The organism is Streptomyces sp. NPDC001851 (genome assembly GCF_040297165.1).
Taxonomy (GTDB): domain Bacteria; phylum Actinomycetota; class Actinomycetes; order Streptomycetales; family Streptomycetaceae; genus Streptomyces.
Map to the genome: position 1 here is coordinate 270,444 of NZ_JBEOYR010000004.1, position 20,122 is coordinate 290,565.

Annotated in this window: 24 protein-coding genes; 15 read left to right on the plus strand and 9 right to left on the minus strand. The window is 73.2% G+C overall.

Annotated features, from left to right (window positions below; all coding sequences use genetic code 11):
• Nucleotides 1-4: 4 nt before the first annotated feature.
• A complete protein-coding gene (locus ABT171_RS07895) occupies nucleotides 5-1,237 on the minus strand; it encodes a ricin-type beta-trefoil lectin domain protein (RefSeq protein WP_351240948.1) in 1,233 nt (410 codons plus the stop codon).
• A 112-nt stretch (nucleotides 1,238-1,349) separates the two neighbouring features.
• On the minus strand, nucleotides 1,350-1,904 hold the full coding sequence (locus ABT171_RS07900) for a VanZ family protein (protein WP_351240950.1): 555 nt from the start codon (nucleotides 1,902-1,904) through the stop codon (nucleotides 1,350-1,352).
• Between the two features lie 240 nt (nucleotides 1,905-2,144).
• Between ABT171_RS07900 and ABT171_RS07905 the strand changes: the two genes are divergently transcribed.
• From ABT171_RS07905 to ABT171_RS07930, 6 genes are all read left to right on the plus strand, one after another.
• Nucleotides 2,145-2,339 (plus strand): hypothetical protein, encoded by a 195-nt coding sequence (locus tag ABT171_RS07905; protein WP_351240952.1) that lies wholly within the window; start codon nucleotides 2,145-2,147, stop codon nucleotides 2,337-2,339.
• A complete protein-coding gene (locus ABT171_RS07910; RefSeq protein ID WP_351240954.1) occupies nucleotides 2,336-2,788 on the plus strand; it encodes an MrpF/PhaF family protein in 453 nt (150 codons plus the stop codon). Before ABT171_RS07905 ends, ABT171_RS07910 begins: the two co-directional genes overlap by 4 nt.
• Nucleotides 2,789-3,337: 549 nt before the next feature.
• The gene (locus tag ABT171_RS07915) at nucleotides 3,338-3,598 is read left to right on the plus strand and encodes a Na(+)/H(+) antiporter subunit B (RefSeq protein ID WP_351240956.1); all 261 of its coding nucleotides are present in this window, start codon (nucleotides 3,338-3,340) and stop codon (nucleotides 3,596-3,598) included.
• Nucleotides 3,595-4,332, plus strand: coding sequence for an MnhB domain-containing protein (locus ABT171_RS07920; protein WP_351240958.1), 738 nt, complete (start codon nucleotides 3,595-3,597; stop codon nucleotides 4,330-4,332). Before ABT171_RS07915 ends, ABT171_RS07920 begins: the two co-directional genes overlap by 4 nt.
• 10 nt (nucleotides 4,333-4,342) lie before the next feature.
• Nucleotides 4,343-4,690: a sodium:proton antiporter gene (locus tag ABT171_RS07925; protein WP_351241113.1), complete on the plus strand. Its 348-nt coding sequence runs from the start codon at nucleotides 4,343-4,345 to the stop codon at nucleotides 4,688-4,690.
• Complete coding sequence (locus ABT171_RS07930; protein WP_351240960.1) at nucleotides 4,690-6,462, plus strand: complex I subunit 5 family protein; 1,773 nt, start codon at nucleotides 4,690-4,692, stop codon at nucleotides 6,460-6,462. The genes ABT171_RS07925 and ABT171_RS07930 overlap by 1 nt, the downstream gene beginning before the upstream one ends.
• On the opposite strand, the gene ABT171_RS07935 is transcribed toward ABT171_RS07930, so the two are convergent.
• Entirely contained in the window at nucleotides 6,463-7,122 is a 660-nt protein-coding gene (locus ABT171_RS07935; protein ID WP_351240962.1) for a DUF4230 domain-containing protein, read from the minus strand.
• 154 nt (nucleotides 7,123-7,276) lie between these two features.
• Between ABT171_RS07935 and ABT171_RS07940 the strand changes: the two genes are divergently transcribed.
• Nucleotides 7,277-8,224 (plus strand): ribose-phosphate diphosphokinase, encoded by a 948-nt coding sequence (locus ABT171_RS07940; RefSeq protein WP_351240964.1) that lies wholly within the window; start codon nucleotides 7,277-7,279, stop codon nucleotides 8,222-8,224.
• A gap of 22 nt (nucleotides 8,225-8,246) precedes the next feature.
• Here ABT171_RS07940 and ABT171_RS07945 read toward each other — a convergent pair whose 3' ends face one another.
• The gene (locus ABT171_RS07945) at nucleotides 8,247-8,627 is read right to left on the minus strand and encodes an anti-sigma factor antagonist (RefSeq protein WP_351240966.1); all 381 of its coding nucleotides are present in this window, start codon (nucleotides 8,625-8,627) and stop codon (nucleotides 8,247-8,249) included.
• A 188-nt stretch (nucleotides 8,628-8,815) separates the two neighbouring features.
• Nucleotides 8,816-9,766 carry an NADP-dependent oxidoreductase gene (locus tag ABT171_RS07950; protein WP_351240968.1) on the minus strand — a complete coding sequence of 317 codons (951 nt, stop codon included), beginning with the start codon at nucleotides 9,764-9,766 and terminating at the stop codon, nucleotides 8,816-8,818.
• Nucleotides 9,767-9,837: 71 nt separating this feature from the next.
• Between ABT171_RS07950 and ABT171_RS07955 the strand changes: the two genes are divergently transcribed.
• On the plus strand, nucleotides 9,838-10,806 hold the full coding sequence (locus tag ABT171_RS07955) for a GlxA family transcriptional regulator (protein WP_351240970.1): 969 nt from the start codon (nucleotides 9,838-9,840) through the stop codon (nucleotides 10,804-10,806).
• A 14-nt stretch (nucleotides 10,807-10,820) separates the two neighbouring features.
• Here ABT171_RS07955 and ABT171_RS07960 read toward each other — a convergent pair whose 3' ends face one another.
• Complete coding sequence (locus ABT171_RS07960) at nucleotides 10,821-12,446, minus strand: amidohydrolase (protein WP_351240972.1); 1,626 nt, start codon at nucleotides 12,444-12,446, stop codon at nucleotides 10,821-10,823.
• A 197-nt stretch (nucleotides 12,447-12,643) separates the two neighbouring features.
• Between ABT171_RS07960 and ABT171_RS07965 the strand changes: the two genes are divergently transcribed.
• A complete protein-coding gene (locus ABT171_RS07965; RefSeq protein ID WP_351240974.1) occupies nucleotides 12,644-13,108 on the plus strand; it encodes a pyridoxamine 5'-phosphate oxidase family protein in 465 nt (154 codons plus the stop codon).
• A gap of 55 nt (nucleotides 13,109-13,163) precedes the next feature.
• On the opposite strand, the gene ABT171_RS07970 is transcribed toward ABT171_RS07965, so the two are convergent.
• Both ABT171_RS07970 and ABT171_RS07975 read right to left on the minus strand, forming a co-directional pair.
• Nucleotides 13,164-13,472 (minus strand): DUF4235 domain-containing protein, encoded by a 309-nt coding sequence (locus tag ABT171_RS07970; RefSeq protein WP_351240976.1) that lies wholly within the window; start codon nucleotides 13,470-13,472, stop codon nucleotides 13,164-13,166.
• 28 nt (nucleotides 13,473-13,500) lie between these two features.
• A complete protein-coding gene (locus tag ABT171_RS07975) occupies nucleotides 13,501-14,517 on the minus strand; it encodes a glutathione S-transferase family protein (protein WP_351240978.1) in 1,017 nt (338 codons plus the stop codon).
• 446 nt (nucleotides 14,518-14,963) lie between these two features.
• On the opposite strand from ABT171_RS07975, the gene ABT171_RS07980 reads away from it, so the two are divergent.
• Nucleotides 14,964-15,956 carry a cation diffusion facilitator family transporter gene (locus ABT171_RS07980; RefSeq protein ID WP_351241115.1) on the plus strand — a complete coding sequence of 331 codons (993 nt, stop codon included), beginning with the start codon at nucleotides 14,964-14,966 and terminating at the stop codon, nucleotides 15,954-15,956.
• Nucleotides 15,957-16,059: 103 nt separating this feature from the next.
• Here ABT171_RS07980 and ABT171_RS07985 read toward each other — a convergent pair whose 3' ends face one another.
• Entirely contained in the window at nucleotides 16,060-16,509 is a 450-nt protein-coding gene (locus tag ABT171_RS07985) for a nitroreductase family deazaflavin-dependent oxidoreductase (RefSeq protein WP_351240980.1), read from the minus strand.
• A gap of 199 nt (nucleotides 16,510-16,708) precedes the next feature.
• Between ABT171_RS07985 and ABT171_RS07990 the strand changes: the two genes are divergently transcribed.
• The 5 genes from ABT171_RS07990 to ABT171_RS08010 all read left to right on the plus strand — a co-directional run bounded on the left by ABT171_RS07990 (nucleotide 16,709) and on the right by ABT171_RS08010 (nucleotide 20,065).
• On the plus strand, nucleotides 16,709-17,167 hold the full coding sequence (locus ABT171_RS07990) for a nuclear transport factor 2 family protein (RefSeq protein ID WP_351240982.1): 459 nt from the start codon (nucleotides 16,709-16,711) through the stop codon (nucleotides 17,165-17,167).
• Between the two features lie 175 nt (nucleotides 17,168-17,342).
• Nucleotides 17,343-18,572 (plus strand): cytochrome P450, encoded by a 1,230-nt coding sequence (locus tag ABT171_RS07995; RefSeq protein WP_351240983.1) that lies wholly within the window; start codon nucleotides 17,343-17,345, stop codon nucleotides 18,570-18,572.
• Nucleotides 18,573-18,584: 12 nt separating this feature from the next.
• Nucleotides 18,585-18,785: a ferredoxin gene (locus ABT171_RS08000; protein WP_351240984.1), complete on the plus strand. Its 201-nt coding sequence runs from the start codon at nucleotides 18,585-18,587 to the stop codon at nucleotides 18,783-18,785.
• 278 nt (nucleotides 18,786-19,063) lie between these two features.
• On the plus strand, nucleotides 19,064-19,522 hold the full coding sequence (locus ABT171_RS08005) for a nuclear transport factor 2 family protein (RefSeq protein ID WP_351240985.1): 459 nt from the start codon (nucleotides 19,064-19,066) through the stop codon (nucleotides 19,520-19,522).
• Nucleotides 19,523-19,531: 9 nt separating this feature from the next.
• Nucleotides 19,532-20,065: a flavoprotein gene (locus ABT171_RS08010; RefSeq protein WP_351240987.1), complete on the plus strand. Its 534-nt coding sequence runs from the start codon at nucleotides 19,532-19,534 to the stop codon at nucleotides 20,063-20,065.
• Nucleotides 20,066-20,122: the final 57 nt, after the last annotated feature.

Genomic DNA, 20,122 nt, shown 5'->3' on the forward strand with positions numbered 1-20,122 from the left:
CGGCTCAGCCGACCGCCCACTTCTGGTTGGCGCCGCCCGTGCAGGTCCAGATCTGCAGCCGCGTCCCGTTGGCCGCGTTGTTCCCGGTGACGTCGAGGCACTTGTCCGCCTGAGGGTCGACGATGTCGTGCGCCCCGGTGACGGTCCACCTCTGGTTCGGGCCGCCGGTGCAGTCCCACAGCTGGACGGGCGTGCCGTCCGCGGTGCCGTTGCCGGTGGCGTCCAGGCACTTGCCGAGCGCCCGGATCGTGCCGTCGGAGCCGACCGTCCACGCCTGCGCGGCCGTGCCGTTGCAGTCGTAGAGCTGCACCGGGGTGCCGTTCGCGGGATTCGCCCCCGCCACGTCCACGCACTTGCCGGACAGCCCGCGTATCGGTGCTCCGGCCGCGCTGTCACTGGTCGTCACCGACACCGAGTCCACCACCAGCTGCTGCGGGAACCGGGTGCCGGCGTCCGGGTCGCCCGGCCAGTAGCCGCCGACGGCCAGGTTCAGGATCAGGAAGAACGGCCTGTCGTCGAACACCCATCTCTTTCCGCGGAGGTCCGCGGGCGTGCGCCGCTCGTAGACGTTCCCGTCCACGGACCAGGTGATCGAGCCCGGCGCCCAGTCGATCGCGAAGGTGTGGAAGGCGTCCGCGAAGGCCTGCCCGCCCGGCAGCGTGTAGGCCGCGCCGATGCCGCCGGAGCCGGAGTAGCCGGGGCCGTGGATGGTGCCGTGCACGGTCGAGGGCTCGAAGCCGACGTTCTCCATCACGTCGACCTCGCCCGAGTCGGGCCAGTTCACGGGCGTGCCGAGCATCCAGAACGCCGGCCACATGCCCTGCCCGCGCGGAATCTTCATCCGCGCCTCGACGTGTCCGTACCGGGCTTCGAACTTCCCGGCCGTGTTCAGCCGCGCCGAGGTGTACTGACAGCTGCCGTACCAGCACTGGTAGCCGGCCGGGTTCTCCTGTCGGGCCGTGATCACCAGGTGGCCCTGCCCGTCCAGGGCCGCGTTGCGCGTGCCCGGGGTGTAGTACTCCCGCTCGTGGTTGTTGACGTTGTCGCCGGTCTCCAGCGTCCACTTCGACGGGTCGACCGCGGAGCCCGCGGGGCCGTCGAAGGTGTCGGAGAAGGCGGTGACGGTCGCCGCCGGCGCGGCGGCCCGGGCCCGCGCGGGGCCGGCGGCCGCGGAGGCGACCAGCGCGGCGGACAGGGCGGCGAGGAGACATCTGCGGAGCAGGCGTGGGGAGGCCATGACTCTCCGTTCAGCGTGGGGGGCTGGGGGAACCTACGGGAACGCCTCTTGATTTAAGGAGTGAGATAAGTGGGCGTCAATACCCTGGTACAGACCTGTCGCTGACACGCCATCAGTCCGTCGGTCCATCGGCCGGTCGGCGTACCCGCCGGTGCACCACGCGCCCGAGCCGCCGCCCCAGCAGCAGCCAGCCCAGCAGCGCCCCGGCGGTGTTGAGCAGTACGTCGTCGATGTCGAAGGCCCGCCCGGTGATCAGCGCGCCCTGCGCCAGTTCCACCATCAGCATCACGAGCGCTGTGAGCGCCAGCACCCGCAGCACCCCTCGGGCCCGCGGTGCGAGGACCGGCACCAGTACCCCGAACGGGACACCGAGGAGCACGTTCCCGCCGATCTGCCGTACCGCGTCCGCCGTCCGCGCGTGCTCCGCGTAGGCCCGCAGGGAGCGGCCCGGGTGCAGGTTGCTGTGCGTCAGGTGCGCCGAGGCGGGCGACGGCTCCAGGGTGAGCCGGGCCAGGACGGCGGCGAACGCCACCATGCACGCGAAGGCGACAAGCATCGCCAGCAGTCGCAGGGGCAGGGCGAGCGCATGCCGCCCGGCCGGCGGGCGGGCCCTGCCGGCCCCGGGTCGGCGCAGCGCGGCGGGCAGGTGCGGGACGGTGCGGGCCATGTGCTCCTCCGCTCTCCAACTTCCCTGTTCCGTAGGGCGGTTACCCGGCAACCGGCCCGGGATGCCACCGCCCGGACGGCTCCGCGCGCCCGGCGGCGTTTCCGTTCACGCTCCCGGGGCACTCCGGCTGCGGACCCGCGTGCCGCCGCCCCGCCGCGGGCCCGGCGGTGCTTGGATGCCCGGGCGGCGACCCTGACACATCGCCGCGTATGCGGACGGAGTGGACCGAGGAGGTGCTCGATGACCCGGCGTACGGCCCCGCGTACGGCCCTCCTCGCCATCGGTGAACTCCTGGCCTGGTGGGGGGCGCTGGCGCTGCTGTGGCTGGTGCTCATCACGTCGGTCGACACCCTGGAGCGGGTCGTCGGAGGGAGCGCCGCGGCCGTCGGGGCGCTGCTGGCGCGGGCCGGCCGGCGGGCGGTGACCTGGCGGTGAACGGCTGGATCCTCGCGGCGACCGTCGAACTGGGCGGCGGAGGGGCGGCCGCCCTGTGGGGCGTCACCACCGGCCCGCCGGCCCGCCGGGTCGTCGCCCAGAACATGACCACCTCGGCCCTGTGCCCGGCCCTGCTGCTGCTCTCCCAGGGCTACGGCCGCCCCTCCTACGTGGACCTCGCCCTGTTGCTGGCCCTGCTCGGCCCGGTCGGCACCCTCGTCTTCGCCCGGCTCCTCTCCGACGACCTGGAAGGCGGGCGGCCGAGCGCCTGGGGGCTGACCTGGACCGCCGCCGGAGCGGGCGCGGCGGTCGTGACCGCCGTGTGCGTCGCCACCGGCCCCGGCCGGGCGATGGTGAAGCTGCTGGTCATCGGCGCCCTGCTGATCTCCGGCAACGTGATCGCCTCGCGCGCGCTGTCGGGCGGGTTCCGGGGAGTGCGCGGTGGATGAGGCGAGGGGGTCCCGGACGCGGCCGGCCGGCGCGGGCACCGGTCGGCTGCCGGGGTGCGCGGCGGCCGGGGGGCGTGGGGGCGGGTTGCCGGGGTGCGCGGCGATGGGAGCGCGTGCGGGCCGGCTGCCCGGCACCGCGGCGGCTGAGGGCCGGCTGCGGGGGAGCGTGGTGGTCGAGGTGTCTGCGGATCGTCCGGGGGAGTGGGCCGTGCCGGGCATGCGTGGGGGCGGGTCGCGGGCATGCCCGGCGGCCGGGGTGCCGAGGGGCTGGTCGAGGGGTGTGCCGGTGGTTCGGCCCGGGCCCGGGGCGGCTGCTGTGGCCGTGGGTCGGTCGCGGGGATGTGGTGTGTCCGACGTGCGCGCGGGTCGGCCGCAGGGGTGTGCGGCGGTCGACAGGCATGCGGGACGGTCGAAGGGGCAGGCGGCTGCGGATGGGCGTACGGGCCGGTCGAACGGGGGCGCGGCCGTGAATGCGCCTGCGCACGCGGGCGGGCGGCAGCGGTGTGCGGTGGCTGAGGGACCGTCGGCCGGTTCGAGCGGAGGTGTCGTATGGCCGATGCCGTGATCGTCGCCGCTCTCCTGCTGGTGGCCGCGTCCGCCACCGCGGCCGTGGCGCAGCGCGACCCCGCCCGCCAGGCGCTGGTGCTGTCCGTGCTCGGGTCCGTGCTGGCCGTGCTGTTCACCGTGCTCCAGGCCCCGGACGTCGGCCTGTCCCAGCTGGCCGTCGGCTCCGCGCTCACCCCGCTGCTGATCATGCTGTGTGTGCGCAAGGTCAGACGCCGGGGCCGCGGGAAGGAGGGCGCCCGGTGAAGCGGCTGCGGCTCGCCCTGCTGGCCGTCGGCGGCGCCGGCCTCGCCGCGCTGCTCGTCGCCGCCTGCCTCGACCTGCCCGGCTTCGGCGGCCGGAGCCACCCCTACGGCACCCGCGCCGTACACGCCTCCCTCACCCGGCGCACCGCCAACACCATCGCCTCGGTCAACTTCGACCAGCGCGCCTACGACACCCTCGGCGAGATGAGCATCCTGTTCGCCGCCGTCCTCGGCTGCGTGGTGCTGCTGCGCCAGGCCCGCGACGAGCACCGGGTACCGCCGCAACCCGCCGAGGTGGCCCGGCCGGTCCGCCGCTACGCCCTCATCGTGCTGCCCGTCGCCCTGGTCACCGGCCTCTACGTCATCGCCCACGGCCAGCTCAGCCCCGGCGGCGGCTTCCAGGGCGGGGTCGTCGCCGCGACCGCCCTGCACCTGCTCTACCTCGGCGCCGACTACCGCGCGCTGGAACGCGTCCGCCCGCTCGCCGTCTTCGAGACCTCCGACGCCGTCGCCGTCTCCTCGTACCTGGTGCTGGGCGTCGCCGGAGTCCTGGCCGGCACCGCGTTCCTCGCCAACACCCTGCTGCCGTACGGCACCTTCAACACCCTGTCCTCCGGCGGCACCGTCCCCCTGCTGAACGCGGCCATCGGCATGGAGGTGGCGAGCGCGGTCGTCGTCCTGCTCGCGAACTTCCTCGACCAGGCCGTCGAGATCGAGGAGGAGCACGGGAGTTGAGTACACCGTGATGCACGTCCTTCCCTACCTGGTCGCCGCCTACGTCTTCCTGACCGGCTGCTACGGCCTCGCCACCAGCCGCAACCTCATCCACGCCGTCGGCTGTCTCGCGGTGTGCCAGTCGTCCACCTATGTGCTGCTGCTGGCGGTCGGCTACCGGGACGGCGCCACCGCACCCGTCTTCTCCGACCTCCAGCCCGGCTCCCGGCCGGTGGTCGACCCGGTCGTGCAGGCGCTCACCCTCACCGACATCGTCGTCGGCGCCACCGTCACCGCGCTGCTGCTCGCGCTCGTCCTGCAGATCGCCAAACGGCACGGCACGGTCGACCCCGACGAACTGCGGGAGTTGCGCGGCTGATGCACCATCTGCTCCCGCTGCTCGTCGCGGTCCCGCTGCTCGGCGCCGCCCTGCTGGTGGCCACCGGGCGCCACCTGCCGAGGGTCGCCGTCGAGATCACCGGCTTCGTGGTCTCCGGCGGTACGGCCGCCCTCGCGCTGCTCCTGCTGCTGAACTCCTCGCCGCCGATGGTCGAGTGGGTCGGCGGCTGGCTGCCCGTCGGCGGCGAGAGCGTCGGCATCGTCGTGGTCGGCGACGGCCCCGCGCTGGGCATGGCGGCGCTGGTCTCCCTGCTGACGCTGGCGGCCCTCGCCTACTCCTGGCGCTACTTCGACGAGCCCCCGCGCGACCACCGCGGCGCCTTCACCGCGCTGCTGCTCGCCTTCCAGGGCGCGATGTGCGGGTTCGCCATCGCCGGCGACCTGTTCAACGCGTTCGTGTTCTTCGAGCTGATGAGCGTCACCGCGTACGCCCTCACCGGCTACCGCATCGACGAGGCGAAGGCCGTACAGGGGGCGCTGACCTTCGGTGTCGTCAACTCCCTCGGGGCGTACGCCATGCTCATGGGCATCGGCCTGCTGTACGCGCGCACCGGTGAGCTTTCCATGGCGAAGATCGGCCGGGGCCTGGACACGGCGGCGGGACACGGCGGACCGGACGCGCTGGTTCTCGCCTCCTTCGTGCTGGTCCTGACCGGACTGCTGGTGAAGGCGGCCGCGGTGCCCTTCCACTTCTGGCTCCCGGACGCGCACGCCGTCGCCCCCACCCCGGTCTGCATGCTGCTGTCCGGCGTGATGGTGGAGCTCGGCGCCTACGGCGTCTGGCGCGTGTACGGCACCGTCTTCGCCGGGCCCGGCGGCATCCCCGCCGCCGACCTGACCCGGGCCCTGGTGACCCTGGGCACCCTCACGGCCGCGACCGGTGCCGTCATGTGCTGGTACCAGCGGCACATCAAGCGGCTCCTGGCCTACTCCACCGTCGCCCACACCGGACTGTTCCTCGTCGGCCTCGGTGTCCTCACCCCGGAGGGCGACGACGGGGTCGCCCTGTACCTGCTCGGGCACGCCGGGGTGAAGGCGGCGCTGTTCGCCTGTGCCGGAGTGCTGCTCGACCGGTACGGCAGCGTCGACGAGCACGCCCTGCACGGCCGGGCCCGCGAACTGCGCCCGACCGGGGTGATGTTCGCCGTGGGCGGCCTCGCACTCGCCGGCCTGCCCCCGTTCGGCACCGCGCTCGGCAAGGCGGTCACCGAGGAGGCGGTCGGCGGCCCGCTCACCGTCGTGTACGTGGCCGCCTCCGCGATCACCGCCGGCGCCGTCCTGCGGGTCACCGCCCGGGTGTTCCTCGGCCTGGGGCCGCGCCCCGAGAACGCCGACTCCGACCTGGAGACCAGCGGATCCGGTGAGGAACCAGAGACGAGCGGCCTGCTCGGCCGGATCCCGGACACCATGACGACGGTGCCCGCCGTGCTGCTCGCCGCCGCCCTCGCCGTCGGTGTGGGCCCCGGCTTCGGCGACCTGGTCGCCCGCTCCGTCAACGAGGCGGGCTCGGGCGGCGCCCACGCCTCCGTCCACTGGACGCTCCCCGGTGTCCTGCTGGGCCTCGCCTCCACCGCGCTGGCCGTGGCCCTCGCCGGCCTCGCCGTGACCCGCCTGCACTGGACCGCCGCCCCCGACTGGGCCCGGCCCCTCAGGCGTCTGCAGTCCGGCCACGTCGGCGACTACGTGGCCTGGCTGCTGCTGGGCGCCACGCTGCTGGGGGCGCTGGCCCTGCCGGGCGTGCTGGGCGGCTGATCAGCGCGCCGGGGTGCCGTAGGAGATGTGCACCTCGGTGAAGCCGAGCGAGCGCAGCAGCCCCTGGAGCATGCCGGTGGTGTTGGTCTCGGCGCGGGCGGTCAGTCCGCTGCTCCTTGCCGCGTCGCCGATGTGCCGGACGGCGAGTTTCTGCACGGCCTGCTCGCTGTTGGGATTGTCCGAGAACAGATCGCCGAGCCGGTCCAGCAGCCCGCGCTGCTTGGACACGGCGTAGGAGCGGTCGGGGTCGAGGGCCGGCCTGCCGAGCCGCGCGTGCGGCAGCCGGAGCGTGGCGGACGTACGGTCGCCGTTGACCGACACGTCCTTCTCGCCGACCTGGCCGAGGTCGACGTACGCGTCCACGGTGCCCGCACCGACGTACAGGGTGCGGGTGCCGCGGATCGCGTCGGGCAGGAACTTCGCGTCCTTCTCCAGGTCGACGACCACCTGGAAGTTTCCCGACGCGGCGTCGTAGCGGCTCATGTCCTGGATCGACTTGAGCAGCGCGGGTCCGGAACGGTCGTGCGTCCCGGTGCCGAACAGGTCCTTGATGCCGGGCAGTACGGCCAGCCGAATTCCGGCGAACAGCACGGCGAGCACCAGGACGAGCGCGGCGACGGCCTTGGCCCATGCGGGCAGGTGCCTGACGGAAGTCGTCATCGCGACGGTCCTCCTTCCTGCTGTCCGGATGCCCCTCCAACGGCTGGGCCAGACGGATGCGTTGACGCAATCGCACGCCTGACGTACGCGCCGGGACAGGGTGCCGCCAGTAGCATGACGGCCCAGCCCGTGACGATTCTGCGAGGAGCGGATCGTGCGAGACGTCGCCGTCTTCAGCGGCAGTGCCCATCCCGACCTGGCCCGAGAGGTCTGCACCCATCTCGGGGTGCCGCTCAGCCCGACCCGGATCAGCCGGTTCGCCAACGACTGCCTGGGGGTGCAGCTCCAGGCCAACTGCCGGGAACGGGACGTGTTCCTGGTCCAGCCGCTGGTCCGCCCCGTGCAGGAGCACCTGGTGGAGCTGCTGCTGATGTGCGACGCCGCCCGCGGCGCCTCCGCGGGCCGGATCACCGTCGTCATGCCGCACTACTCCTACGCCCGCTCCGACAAGAAGGACGCCCCGCGCATCTCCATCGGCGGCCGGCTGGTCGCCGATCTGCTCGTGGCGGCGGGGGCGAGCAGGGTGCTCGCCATGACGCTGCACTCCCCGCAGGTACACGGCTTCTTCTCGGTGCCGGTCGACCACCTGAACGCGCTGCGCGAACTCGCCGCGCATTTCCGGCAGTACGACCTCACGCACACCACGGTGGTCTCCCCGGACCTCGGCAACGCCAAGGAGGCCGCCGCCTTCGCCCGGCTCATCGGGGCCAGGGTGGCGGCCGGCGCCAAACAGCGGTTCGCGGAGGACCGGGTGAGCATCAGCTCCGTCATCGGCGATGTCGGCGGGCGGGACGTCATCGTGCTGGACGACGAGATCGCCAAGGGCAGCACCGTGCTGGAACTCCTCGGCCTCCTGCGCGCGTCGGGCGTGCGGTCGGTCCGGGTGGCCTGCACGCACGGGCTGTTCGCGGCCGGTGCGCTGAAGCGGCTGAGCGAGCAGCCGGACGTGCTGGAGATCGTCTGCACCAACACCGTGCCGGTCCCGGCGGACGGGGAGGGCACGGACAAGCTGCGCGTGCTCTCCATCGCCCCGGCCCTCGCCGAGGCGGTACGGCGCATCCACAACGGTGAATCCGTCAGCGCCCTGTTCGAGCAGTCGTAGAGCGTCCGGACGGGAAGGACGCTCACAGCGAGCCGGACGCGGCCCCGGACCGGGCCAGGGCCGCGTCCAGCGTGGGCTGCGGGGGCAGCAGCCGGGACAGCCCGGTGACCCGGAAGACGCGCAGGGTCAGCGGGTGCGTGCACACCAGGTGCAGCTGCCCGCCGCCGCCCAGGACCCGGGCGCGGGCCCGGTACAGCAGCCGCAGCCCCGAGCAGTCGAAGAACTCCACCGGTCGCAGGTCGACGACGACCCGGGCACCGGGCCGGGCGGTGACGCGGTCCAGGAGCGGGCCGATCTCCGTGGCCGAGACCAGGTCGATCTCGCCGCGCAACTCCAGGACCGTGTGCGCCCGGTGCTCGTACACACGGAGGTGACGGGTGAACGGGGCAGGCTCGTCTCGCACGCCGGCATCACCTCCCACCCGTGCCCGGACGTCGGTCTCCCGATCGTCAAGTTACCCTTGATGGAAGGAATTTGAGCATGTTCGATTGACATATGTCTTCGAGTTTGGCGCTTGTCGCCCGGTAACCGCCGTAACACGACCGGCAGTCGCCCCCTGGCCGACCCGTCGGTCGACCCTCGGCCGACCCGTCAGTCGACCAGAAGGACCAGCTTTCCCGTGGTCCGTCCGGTGTCGCCCAGTTCGTGCGCCTTCGCCGCGTCGGACAGCGGGAACGTGCCGGCGATCGTCGCCTTCAGCTTCCCCGACTCCGCCAGCTCCGCGATCTTCTCCATCCCGGCCCGGTCGGCGTCCACCAGCATGCGCACGGCCCGTACCCCGAGCCGCTCGGCCTCGTCGTAGAACTCCTGGGAGCCCACCGGCAGGATCGACACCACGACACCGCCCGGGCGCAGCACCTTCAGCGAGTCGACGGAGGTGTCCCCGCCGAGCGTGTCCAGGACCACGTCGACGTCCCGCACCGTCTCCGTGACGTCGGTGGAGCGGTAGTCGACCGGCTCGTCCACGCCGATCTCCCGCAGGAAGTCGTGCTTGCCGGCGCTGGCCGTACCGATCACATGAGCGCCGAGCGTCTTGGCGATCTGCACGGCCACATGCCCGACGCCGCCGGCCGCCGCGTGGATCAGCACCCGCTGCCCGGGCCGCAGGCCGGCGTGCTCGGCCAGCGCCTGCCAGGCGGTCAGGGACACCAGTGGCAACGCGCCCGCCTGGGTGTGGTCGATCGCGGCCGGCTTGTGCGTCAGGGCGCGGACCGGGGCGATCACGTACTCGGCGTGCGAGCCGTGGCCGTAGGGGTACGGGAGCATGCCGAAGACCTCGTCGCCGGGCCGGAAGGCGGCCACGCCGATCCCGGTCTCGACGACCTCGCCGGAGACGTCCCAGCCGAGGACGAACGGCGGCTCGCCCAGGAAGCCGCCGGTGGCCCGGTGCTTCCAGTCGGTGGGGTTGACCCCGGCGGCCCGCACCCGGACCAGCACCTGGTTGGGGCCCGGCTTCGGCCGCTCCACTCGTACTTCCCTCAGGACCTCGGGACCGCCGAGGACGTCCTGGCTGATGGCTCGCATCGTGTTCACATCGCTCATGGTCACCCAGCCTGCCGGGCGCCGCCCGCTGGGAAAATGGCAAGATTGCCAAGCTTCGATAGGATCGTGCCATGCATGACATGGAGCTGCGCACCCGGCCGCCGGAGCGGGTGGTCGTCCTGGCCCTGGACGGCGCCTACCCCTTCGAGCTGGGCATCCCCAGCCGCATCCTCGGCGCCGCCGACGGCCACTACGAGGTGCGGACCTGCTCGGTCGACGGCGGACCCGTGCGCACCAGCGCCGACTTCACGATCGGTGTCGCGCACGGCCCGGAGATCCTCGGGACGGCGGACACCGTGGTGGTCACCTCCATGCCGCCCGCGTACATCCCCGAGCGGCTGCCGGACGAGGTCGCCGCGGCGCTCGCCCGTATCCGCCCGGACGCGCGGATCGTGTCGATCTGCACGGCCGCCTTCGTGCTCGCCGAGGCCGGCCTGCTCGACGGCCGCCGCGCGACCACGCACTGGCAGGTCGCCGACGTGTTCCGCCGCCGGTTCCCCGAGGTGGACCTGGACCCGGACGTCCTCTTCGTCGCCGACGGACGCATCCTCACCTCGGCCGGAGCCGCCTCCGGCGTGGACATCTGTCTGCACCTCGTGCGCACCGACCACGGCAGCGAACTCGCCAACTCCGTCGCCCGCCGCTGTGTCGTCCCGCCGTTCCGGGACGGCGGCCAGGCCCAGTACATCGAGCAGCCGGTCCCGGTCAGCGGCGCCGCCAGCACGGCCGCGACCCGGGCCTGGGCCCTGGAGCGCCTGGACGAGCCGCTCACCCTGTCCGACCTCGCCGTACACGCCCGGATGAGCCTGCGCACCTTCGCCCGCCGCTTCAACGACGAGGTCGGCCTCAGCCCCGGCCGCTGGCTGATCCAGCAGCGCGTCGCCCGCGCCCGGCACCTGCTGGAGGCCAGCGACCTGCCGGTGGACCGGATCGCCGCCGAGGTCGGCTTCGCCACCGGCGCCTCACTGCGGCAGCACCTGCACGCGGCGATCGGCGTGTCCCCGCAGGCCTACCGCCGCACCTTCCAGCAGGCCCGCTGAGCCGTCGCGGCGGCTCACCCGGCCGCGTACACCCGCTCCCCGCCCACGTAGGTGAGCGCCACGGCCGTCCCCGCGATCGCCTCCGGCGGCCCGGCGAACGGGTCGCGGTCCAGCACCACCAGATCGGCGAGCGCCCCGACGGCCACCCGGCCCGTGTCGTCCAGGTGGTTCACGTACGCCGATCCGGCCGTGTACGCCGCCAGCGCGTCGGCGAGGCCGAGCCGTTCGTCCGGCAGGAACACCGGTCCGGTGCCGCCCGGCTCGACCCGGTTGACCGCGACGTGGACGCCCTGGAGCGGGTCGGGGCTGCTCACCGGCCAGTCGCTGCCCGCCGCGAGCCGTGCTCCCGAGCGCAGCAGCGCGCCGAACGGGTACTGCCGGGCGGCGCGTTCCGGCCCGAGGAAGGGGATCGTCAGCTCGTCCATCTGCGGCTCGTGCGCGGCCCACAGCGGCTGGATGGTGGCCGTGGCGCCGAGCCGGGCGAAGCGCGGCACCTCGTCCGGGTGCACGACCTGCAGGTGTGCGAGGTGCGGCCGGGTGTCGCTCGGCCCGTTCGCGGCCCGGGCCGCCTCGACCGCGTCCAGCGCGTCGCGTACGGCCCGGTCGCCCAGCGCGTGGAAGTGGCACTGGAAGCCGAGGGCGTCCAACTCGGTGACGAACTCGGGGAGCTGACCGGGGTCGAGGAAGCTGGTGCCGCGGTTGGCGGTCACGCACCCGCACCGGTCGAGATACGGGTCGAGCAGCGCGGCCGTGCCGTTCTCGGCGACCCCGTCCAGCATCAGCTTCACCGTTCCCGCCCGGAACCGGCCGTGACTCAAGCGGGCCCGCTTCTCCACGAGTTCGGGGATCTGTTCGGCCCCGCGCCGCCGGTCCCACCACAGCGCGCCCACCACCCGCGCGGTGAGCGAGCCGTCCCGCGCCGCGGTGAGATACGCCTCGGCCGGGTCGTCCATGCCCAGGAAGTCGCCGACCAGCGCGTCCTGCCAGGCGGTGATGCCGAGCGCGTGCAGATACCGCTGTGCGTGCAGCAGCGCGGCCAGCCGGTCGGCCGGTGTGGCGGGCGGGGCGAACCGGCCGGCCAACTGCATCGCGCCCTCCTGGAGCGTGCCGCTCGGCTCCCCGGCGGCGTCCCGCTCGATCCGCCCGTCCGCGGGGTCGGGCGTGTGCCGGTCGATACCGGCCAGCTCCAGGGCGCGGCTGTTGACCCAGGCGCCGTGGTGGTCCCGGTTGGGCAGATACACCGGCCGGTCCGGTACGACCGCGTCCAGCAGCTCCTTCGTCGGCGTACCGCCCTCGAACGCCTCCATCGACCAGCCGCCGCCGAGGATCCACTCCCGCTCGGGGTGCGCCTCGGCGTAGGCGCGCACGGCGGCCACGGTCTCCTCGGCGGTCGTCGTGCCGCTCAGATCGCACCGGGCCAGCTCCAGCCCCGCGGGCACCGGATGGACGTGCGCGTCCTGGAAGCCGGGCAGCAGCAGCCGTCCGGCCAGGTCCACCACCTCCGTGCCCGGACCGGCCAGGTCGCGCAGTTCGTCGCCGCCGACCGCGGCGATGCGGCCCGCGGTGACGGCGACGGCGGTCGCGGTACGGCCGTGGGGGGTGAGGACGGGGCCGCCGGTGAAGAGCAGGTCAGCGCGCATGGGGCCTTTCCGGGTCGGTCGGTGGGGGCGGTGGGCCAAGGCATGATCATCGCAACCGGCACGAGCCGCGGCAACGCCGCCCGCCGCAGCGCGCGGAGGTCCGCGCCGGCCGCCCGGACACGCCTTGATCACATGCGCGCCGATCCCGGACCGACGGCCACACTGGACGGGAGCCGATCCCGAGGAGGCCGTACGCCATGACCCCACCGCCCGCCCGCACCGCCGAGCAGCGCAAGAAGGACACCCTGTACCGGCTGGAGCACGATGTCGACGTCTGGGTCGCCACCGCCGGTCCCGACGGTGGCGCCCCCTATCTCGTGCCGCTGTCCTTCGTGTGGGACGGCGCCACCCTGCTGATCGCCACCCCGGCCCAGAGCCCCACCGGCCGCAACCTCGTGGCGACCGGACGCACCCGCCTCGGCCTCGGCCCGACCCGGGACGTCGTCGTGATCGAGGGCACCGTCCAGGCGGTGACGCCGGAGGACCTGCCCGAGGAGGACGCCGAGGTGTTCGCCGGCAAGACCGGCTTCGACCCCCGTCAACTCTCCACCCGCTACCTCTACTTCAAGATCCTCCCGCAGCGCGTCCAGGCCTGGCGCGAGGAGAACGAACTGAGGGGCAGGGAGCTGATGCGGGACGGCGAGTGGCTGAGCACCCCGTAGGACCACAACGCACCGCGGCCACGTCCCGTCCGCACGCCCGCGGCGGATCGGCGGCTCAGTCCCGGCCCCCCTCCTCGGAGGCCACCGGCCACACCCCCGTGGACCGTGCGATGGCCTTCGCACCCGTACGGTCCACCGCGCTGCGGACCACGGCGAAGATCGCGCCCTGGACCGCCGCGGCCAGCAGGATCTCGCCCCAGCCGCGGTCCTGGTCGAGGGCGTCGGGCGCGTCGTCCTCGTGCCGGATCGCCTTCCACGCCTGCCGGAAGGCCATTCCGGCCAGCGCGCCGCTCGCCCAGCTCAGCACGAAACCGACCGGCTGGTAGGCGAAAGGCAGCTTCTTCTTCTTGTTCTTCTTGCCCATGTGTCACTCCTTCCTCGTCGGGCGGCCCTCAACCAGGCCGCCCCGCGGGGGGCACCCGTTCACCGGGGCGCACCGGTCCCGGGGCCGTGCCGTCACCGAACGGCCGGCCGCCCAGCTCCTCGCGGTGGTGTGGAACCAGCCAGCCGGCGAGATCGGGCCCGACCGGCACGATCCCGGTCGGGTTGATGCCGGTGTGCACCTGGTAGTAGTGGCGCTTGATGTGGTCGAAGTCGACGGTGTCACCGAACCCGGGTGTCTGGAACAGGTCCCGGGCGTACGCCCACAGCACCGGGTTCTCCGTCAGCTTCCAGCGGTTGCACTTGAAGTGGCCGTGGTAGACGGCGTCGAACCGGACCAGCGTGGTGAACAGCCGGAGGTCCGCTTCCGTGAGGGTGTCGCCGACCAGATACCGCTGTCCGGCCAGCCGTTCGGCGAGCGTTTCCAGCCGCCGGAAGACGCCCGTGCACGCCTCCTCGTACTCTTTCTGGTGCGTGGCGAACCCGGCCCGGTACACACCGTTGTTCACGTCCTCGTACACCTCGGCCATCACCTGGTCGATCTCGTCCCGCCGGTCCGCCGGGTACAGGTCGGGCGCGCCGGAGCGGTGCAGGGCCGTCCACTCGCTCGCCAGGTCCAGGGTGAGCCGCTGGTAGTCGTTGGTCACCAGCTGTCCGCTGGGCACGTCCACGACCGCGGGCACGCTGACCCCGCCCGGGTAGCCGGTTTCGCGGCGGTCGTAGGCCTCGCTCAGGAACCGGATGCCGAGCACCGGGTCCCGGCCGTCGGGGTCCAGGGTGAACCGCCAGCTGCGGTCGTCCTGGACCGGGTCGGCGACGGCCATCGAGAGCGCCTCCTCCAGGCCCAGCAGCCGGCGGGAGATCACCGCCCGACTCGCCCACGGACAGGCACGGGAGACCACCAGCCGGTAGCGGCCCGCCTCCACCGGCCAGCCGTCCCGTCCGTCGGCGGTGATCCGGTCCGTGAAGTGGCTCCTGGACCGGCTGAACGTCTTGTGGCCGTAGGCCCGGTTGCCGTCGCCGCCCATGTCTCCTCCTCGGCCGGGTGCCTCTCGGATTCGCCTTCCCCGTTTTCCGCCGCCCGCACGGTGTGATCCGCCCGCTCGGGGGCAGTCGTCGTCAGGTGAGCGGGACACCCTCGGAACGGAACCAGGCCGCCCGAACGGCCGAGGACAACACCACGCCCCCCGCACCGCCCCCCGCCCAGCCCGACGAGCCGGCCCGGCGGCCACCCGGCACGGACGCCGCTCCCGCCGGGGCGGAGGGAGCCGAGCCTCGCCGTGGGGTGCCCGGCTCGGCTGTGCCGGGGGCCGGCGTGGGGGATGGCGGGCGGAGCCGGCCGGTGCGGGGTGCGGGTGCCGCTTCCGCCGGGGCGGGGGGAGGTGAGCGGAGCCGTGGGGAGTCCGGCCCGGCCGCACCCCGGTCCGCTGCGGGGGATGGCGGGCGGAGGCGGGCGGTGCCGGGCGCGGAGGCCATGGCCGGTGCCGTGGAGAACGAAGGGCAGAGCCGCGCTGAACCCGCGCCCGACTCGCGTACCAAGGTCACCGTCCTCGTGGCGCTCGCCGCCAATCTGGTGATCGCCGTCGCCAAGGCCGTCGGCGGTGTTCTCGCGGGCTCGCCCGCGCTGCTGTCGGAGGCCGCGCACTCCGTCGCCGACAGCTTCAACGAGGTGTTCCTGCTGGCCGCGCTGCGCCGCAGCCGCCGCCCCGCGGACGAACGACACCCCTTCGGCTACGGCAAGGAACGCTTCTTCTGGTCCCTCCTCGCCGCCGTCGGCATCTTCGTCATGGGCGGCTGCTTCTCCTTCTTCCAGGGCGCCCAGGCACTGAGCCAGGGCACCGAGGAGACGTTCGGCGGCTATGTGGCGGGCCTCGTCGTGCTGGGCGTGGCCCTCGTCGCCGAAGGCGTCTCACTGCTGCGGGCCGTGCACCAGGTACGCCGCCAGGGCGGCGGCCTCGGCTCGCTGAGCGACCCGGCACTGCGCACGGTGGTCGCCGAGGACGGCACGGCGGTGCTCGGTGTGACGCTCGCCCTCGCCGGGATGGCCCTGCACATGGTGACCGGGCAGGTCGCGTGGGAGGCGTCGGCCTCGCTGGCGATCGGCGTGCTGCTCGTGTACGTCGCCTACCGGCTCGGCCGCGACGCCCGTGACCAGCTCATCGGCGAGGCCGCCGCCCCCGAACTGAGCGGCCGTATCCGCGCGCTGCTGCGGGCGCAGCCGGAGATCGACAGCGTGGAGGCGCTGTTCACGATGAAGATGGGCCTCGACTCCACCCTGGTGGCCGCCCGCGTCGACCTGGTGCCGGGTCTGGACAGTGAACAGGTGGAGGAGGTCGCCGTACGCATCAAGCGGTCCCTGGCGAGGACCTTCCCCGAGGCCGACCAGATCTTCCTGGACGTGACCGACCGGCCGGCGGGCGAGGCAGCGGAAAGCCCCGCCGCGACGGGGGAACGCGGCGGGGCCTGAAGCACGAGTGCCCACCTCGGGACGGGTTCACACCCGACCGGCACGGATATTTCTGAAACCGGCCGGTGCGCGGCGCGAATCCGCTCCCGCCGGCCCTCTTCGGTCAGCTCTCCGCAACGGGCTCCAGCACGAAGACCGGGATCTCCCGCGAGGTCTTCTCCTGGTACTCGGCGTACGGCGGGTACGCGGCGACGGCCCGCTCCCACCACCGCGCCTTCTCCTCACCGGTGACCTCACGGGCCCTCATGTCCCGCTTGACCGGGCCGTCCTGAAGCTCCACATGCGGATCGGAGGTGATGTTGAAGTACCACACCGGATGCTTGGGCGCGCCGCCCTGCGAGGCGACCACCGCGTACGTCCCCTCGTGCTCCACCCGCATCAGGGGGGTCTTGCGGATCTTTCCGCTCTTCGCACCCCGGGAGGTCAGCACGACGACCGGCAGCCCGGTGTCCCGGAGCGTCGTGCCCTTCGTCCCACCGGAGCTCTCGTACAACTCGACCTGTTCGCGCACCCACTGCGTCGGGCTGGGTTCGTACTCTCCCTCAAGAGGCATGGGATCCGTCCCCTTCGTCGGTCCAACGGCTGTCTGCCACCGGCCATTCAACACCGGCGCACCCGCGAATCATCCGCGTCGTCGACCGGTTGGGCCGGCGGGGTGATGACCTCCGGGGTAATCGCGCCGCCCGGGTGCACGCGGCACAGTGGTCCGCGTCCCGACAGCCCGTCCGTTCGTGCGTGCAAGGAGCTGCCCCATGACGACCAGCCACGACCTGTCGACCCGCGCCGCGGTCGAGGAACTGCTCCACCGGATCGGGCAGGGTGACCCGGAGCGGATCGCCGAGCTGTACGCCGACGGCTGCGACTGGCGGCTCGACTGGCCGGCGGAGGAGCACGGCCGCGCCGACACCCCGTGGATCCGGCACCGCTCCACCCGCGCCGACGCCGCCGCGCACTACCGCGAGCTGGCCGCGTACCACGTACCGGAAGGGGCGGACACCCGTGTCGAGCGGATCCTGGTCGACGGCGAGGACGCGGTCGTCCTCGGCGTCATCCGGCAGACGGCCGCGCCCACCGGCCGCGCCTACGCCGCCCGGTTCGCCCTGCACCTCACCGTCCGCGCCGGCATGGTCGTACGGCATCACGTGTACGAGGACAGTCTCGCGGTCGCGCGTGCCTTCGCCCCGTCCGACGCGGACCGTCGGCTGCCGTGACCGGTGGACGCGTACGGGGCCGTGGGGGGGTGGCCGGATACCGCCCCTTCGAGCACCGTTCTTCGGCCAGATCCCGCACCTCACCGAAGTGGCCGAACTTGCCGTCGACCCATAGGTGCCTGAGGCATCTAATGAAGATCGGCACGACGCACTTCTTCGTCTGCGAGGTCTTTCCATGACGGAACTGACGGACACCACCGGCCCGGCGACCCCGGCCGAACCCGTCGCCTTCCCGCAGGACCGCACCTGCCCCTACCACCCGCCCACCGGATACGCGCCGCTGCGCGACGGGCGCGCCCTGTCCCGCGTCACCCTCTTCGACGGCCGCGAGGTCTGGGCGGTCACCGCGCACGCCACCGCGCGCGCCCTGCTCGCCGACCCCCGCCTGTCCAGCGACCGCCGCCGCCCCGGCTTCCCCGTGCCCACCGAGCGCTTCGCGGGCGTCCGCGACCGCCGGGCGGCCCTGATCGGGGTGGACGATCCCGAGCACCAGCGCCAGCGGCGGGTGATGATCCCGTCGTTCACCGTCAGGCGCGCGACCGAGATACGGCCGTGGATCCAGCGGACCGTGGACCGGCTGCTGGACGCGATGATCGCCGAGGGACCGCCCGCCGAGCTGGTCTCCGCCTTCGCGCTGCCCGTGCCCTCGATGGTGATCTGCCGCCTGCTCGGAGTGCCGTACGCCGACCACGAGTACTTCGAGGAACAGTCCCGCCGGCTGCTGCGCGGTCCCACGGCGGCCGACACCGAGGACGCCCGCGACCGCCTGGAGAGCTATCTCGGGGAGCTGGTCGACGACAAGGCGAAGCAGACCGAACCCGGCGACGGCGTCCTCGACGACCTCGTCCACCACCAGCTGCGCGAGGGCACCCTCGGCCGTGAGGAACTCGTCCCGCTGGCCGTCGTCCTGCTGGTCGCGGGCCACGAGACGACCGCCAACATGATCTCCCTCGGCACCTACACCCTGCTCCAGCACCCCGCCCGGCTGGCGGAGCTGCGCGCCGACCCGGCGCTGCTGCCCGCCGCCGTCGAGGAGCTGATGCGGATGCTGTCCATCGCGGACGGGCTGCTGCGGGTGGCGCTGGAGGACATCGAGATAGCCGGCACCACCATCCGGGCCGGAGAGGGCGTGCTCTTCCCGGCCTCGGTGATCAACCGAGACCCGGCCCAGTACGAGGACCCCGACAGCCTGGACTTCCACCGCCCCGCCCGCCACCACGTGGCCTTCGGCTTCGGCATCCACCAGTGCCTGGGCCAGAACCTCGCCCGCGCGGAGCTGGAGATCGCTCTGGGTACCCTGCTGACCCGGCTGCCCGGGCTGCGGCTGGCCGTCCCGGCCGAGGACGTCCGCTTCAAGCCCGGCGACACGATCCAGGGGATGCTGGAACTCCCCGTGACCTGGTAAGAGGCTCTGTTCATGCGCATCGACATCGACACGGACGTCTGTATCGGAGCCGGCCAGTGCGCGCTGGCCGCACCGGGCGTCTTCACACAGGACGACGACGGTTACAGCACGCTGCTGCCCGGACGCGAGGACGGCGCGGGCGACCCGATGGTCCGGGAGGCGGCCCGCGCCTGCCCGGTGAGTGCCATCACGCTGTCCGAGACGGCCGGCTGAGCTCACCCCGGCCGGCGGCCGCCCAAGGCCCGCGCCACCTCGCGGGCCTCGGCCGCCGGCCGCGACCAGGCTAGACACGGTCACTCCGGGCGTTGATCCCCCTTCCAGCCGGACGAGCCCTTCCAGCCAGTCGAGTGGGACACCCGGCGCGCCGGGCAGTCCGTCCATGCCCACGCACCGGACACCGCAGGCGTAGAACAGGTCCTCCAGATCCTCGACGGCGTCGAGCGCCCGGTCCCGGGCGGCCGTGCCGTCCTGTCCGAGCCCAGGAGGAGACCATGGCCGATCGCCCGCCCCTGCCGCCGTTCACCCGCGAGACCGCCGCGCAGAAGGTCCAGGCAGCCGAGGACGCCTGGAACACCCGGGATCCGCACAAGGTGGCGCTCGCCTACTCCGAGGACTCCGTCTGGCGCAACCGCGACACCTTCGTCACCGGCCGCGACGGGATCGTCGCGTTCCTCACCGCCAAATGGCAGCGCGAGCTGGACTACGCGCTGCGCAAGGACCTGTGGGCCTTCGACGGCAACCGCATCGCCGTACGGTTCCAGTACGAGTCCCACGACGCCGACGGCCAGTGGTGGCGCTCCTACGGCAACGAACTGTGGGAGTTCGACGAGCACGGCCTGATGACCCGGCGGGAGGCGAGCATCAACGACGTGGCCATCGAGGAGAGGGAGCGCCGCATCCACGGACCCCGCCCCGAGGCCGAGCGAGGGGTGTCCTTCCCGCTTCAGTAGGGTGCCCGGGTGACCGAACAGTCCGGGAAACCCTTCCTCTACGTCGTCGTGTGCGCGGCCGGGATCGCCGCGGGCGTCAGCAAGCTGATCACCGCCGCCCAGGAACGGGACTGGGAGGTCGGCGTCATCGCCACCCCCGTGGCGATGGGCGGCTTCTTCGACAGCGGCGCCGTGCAGGCACAGACGGGCCGCCCCGTCAGATCGTCCTGGCGCAGGCCGACCGACCCCCGCCCCTTCCCGCCCCCGGACGCCGTCGTGGTGGCGCCCGCCACCTTCAACACCCTCAACAAGTGGGCGGCCGGCATAGCCGACACCCTCGCGCTGGGCACCCTGTGCGAGGCCGCGGGCCTGGGCGTACCGATCGCCGTCCTGCCCTGCGTCGCCGACGCGCTGGCCGCCCATCCCGCCTACCAGGACAGCCTGCGACGGCTGCGCGGAATGGGGGTCCGCTTCGCCGACGCGTACGCCGGTGACGTCCGGTCGGACGGCGGCCGGCGCGACTTCGCCTGGGAGCGGGCCCTGGACCTGCTCCCGCCGCGCTAGTGCTCCCGGCGGGCAACGTGTGCCCGTCGAAGAGCGGCATCCGGTGCGTACGTTGCC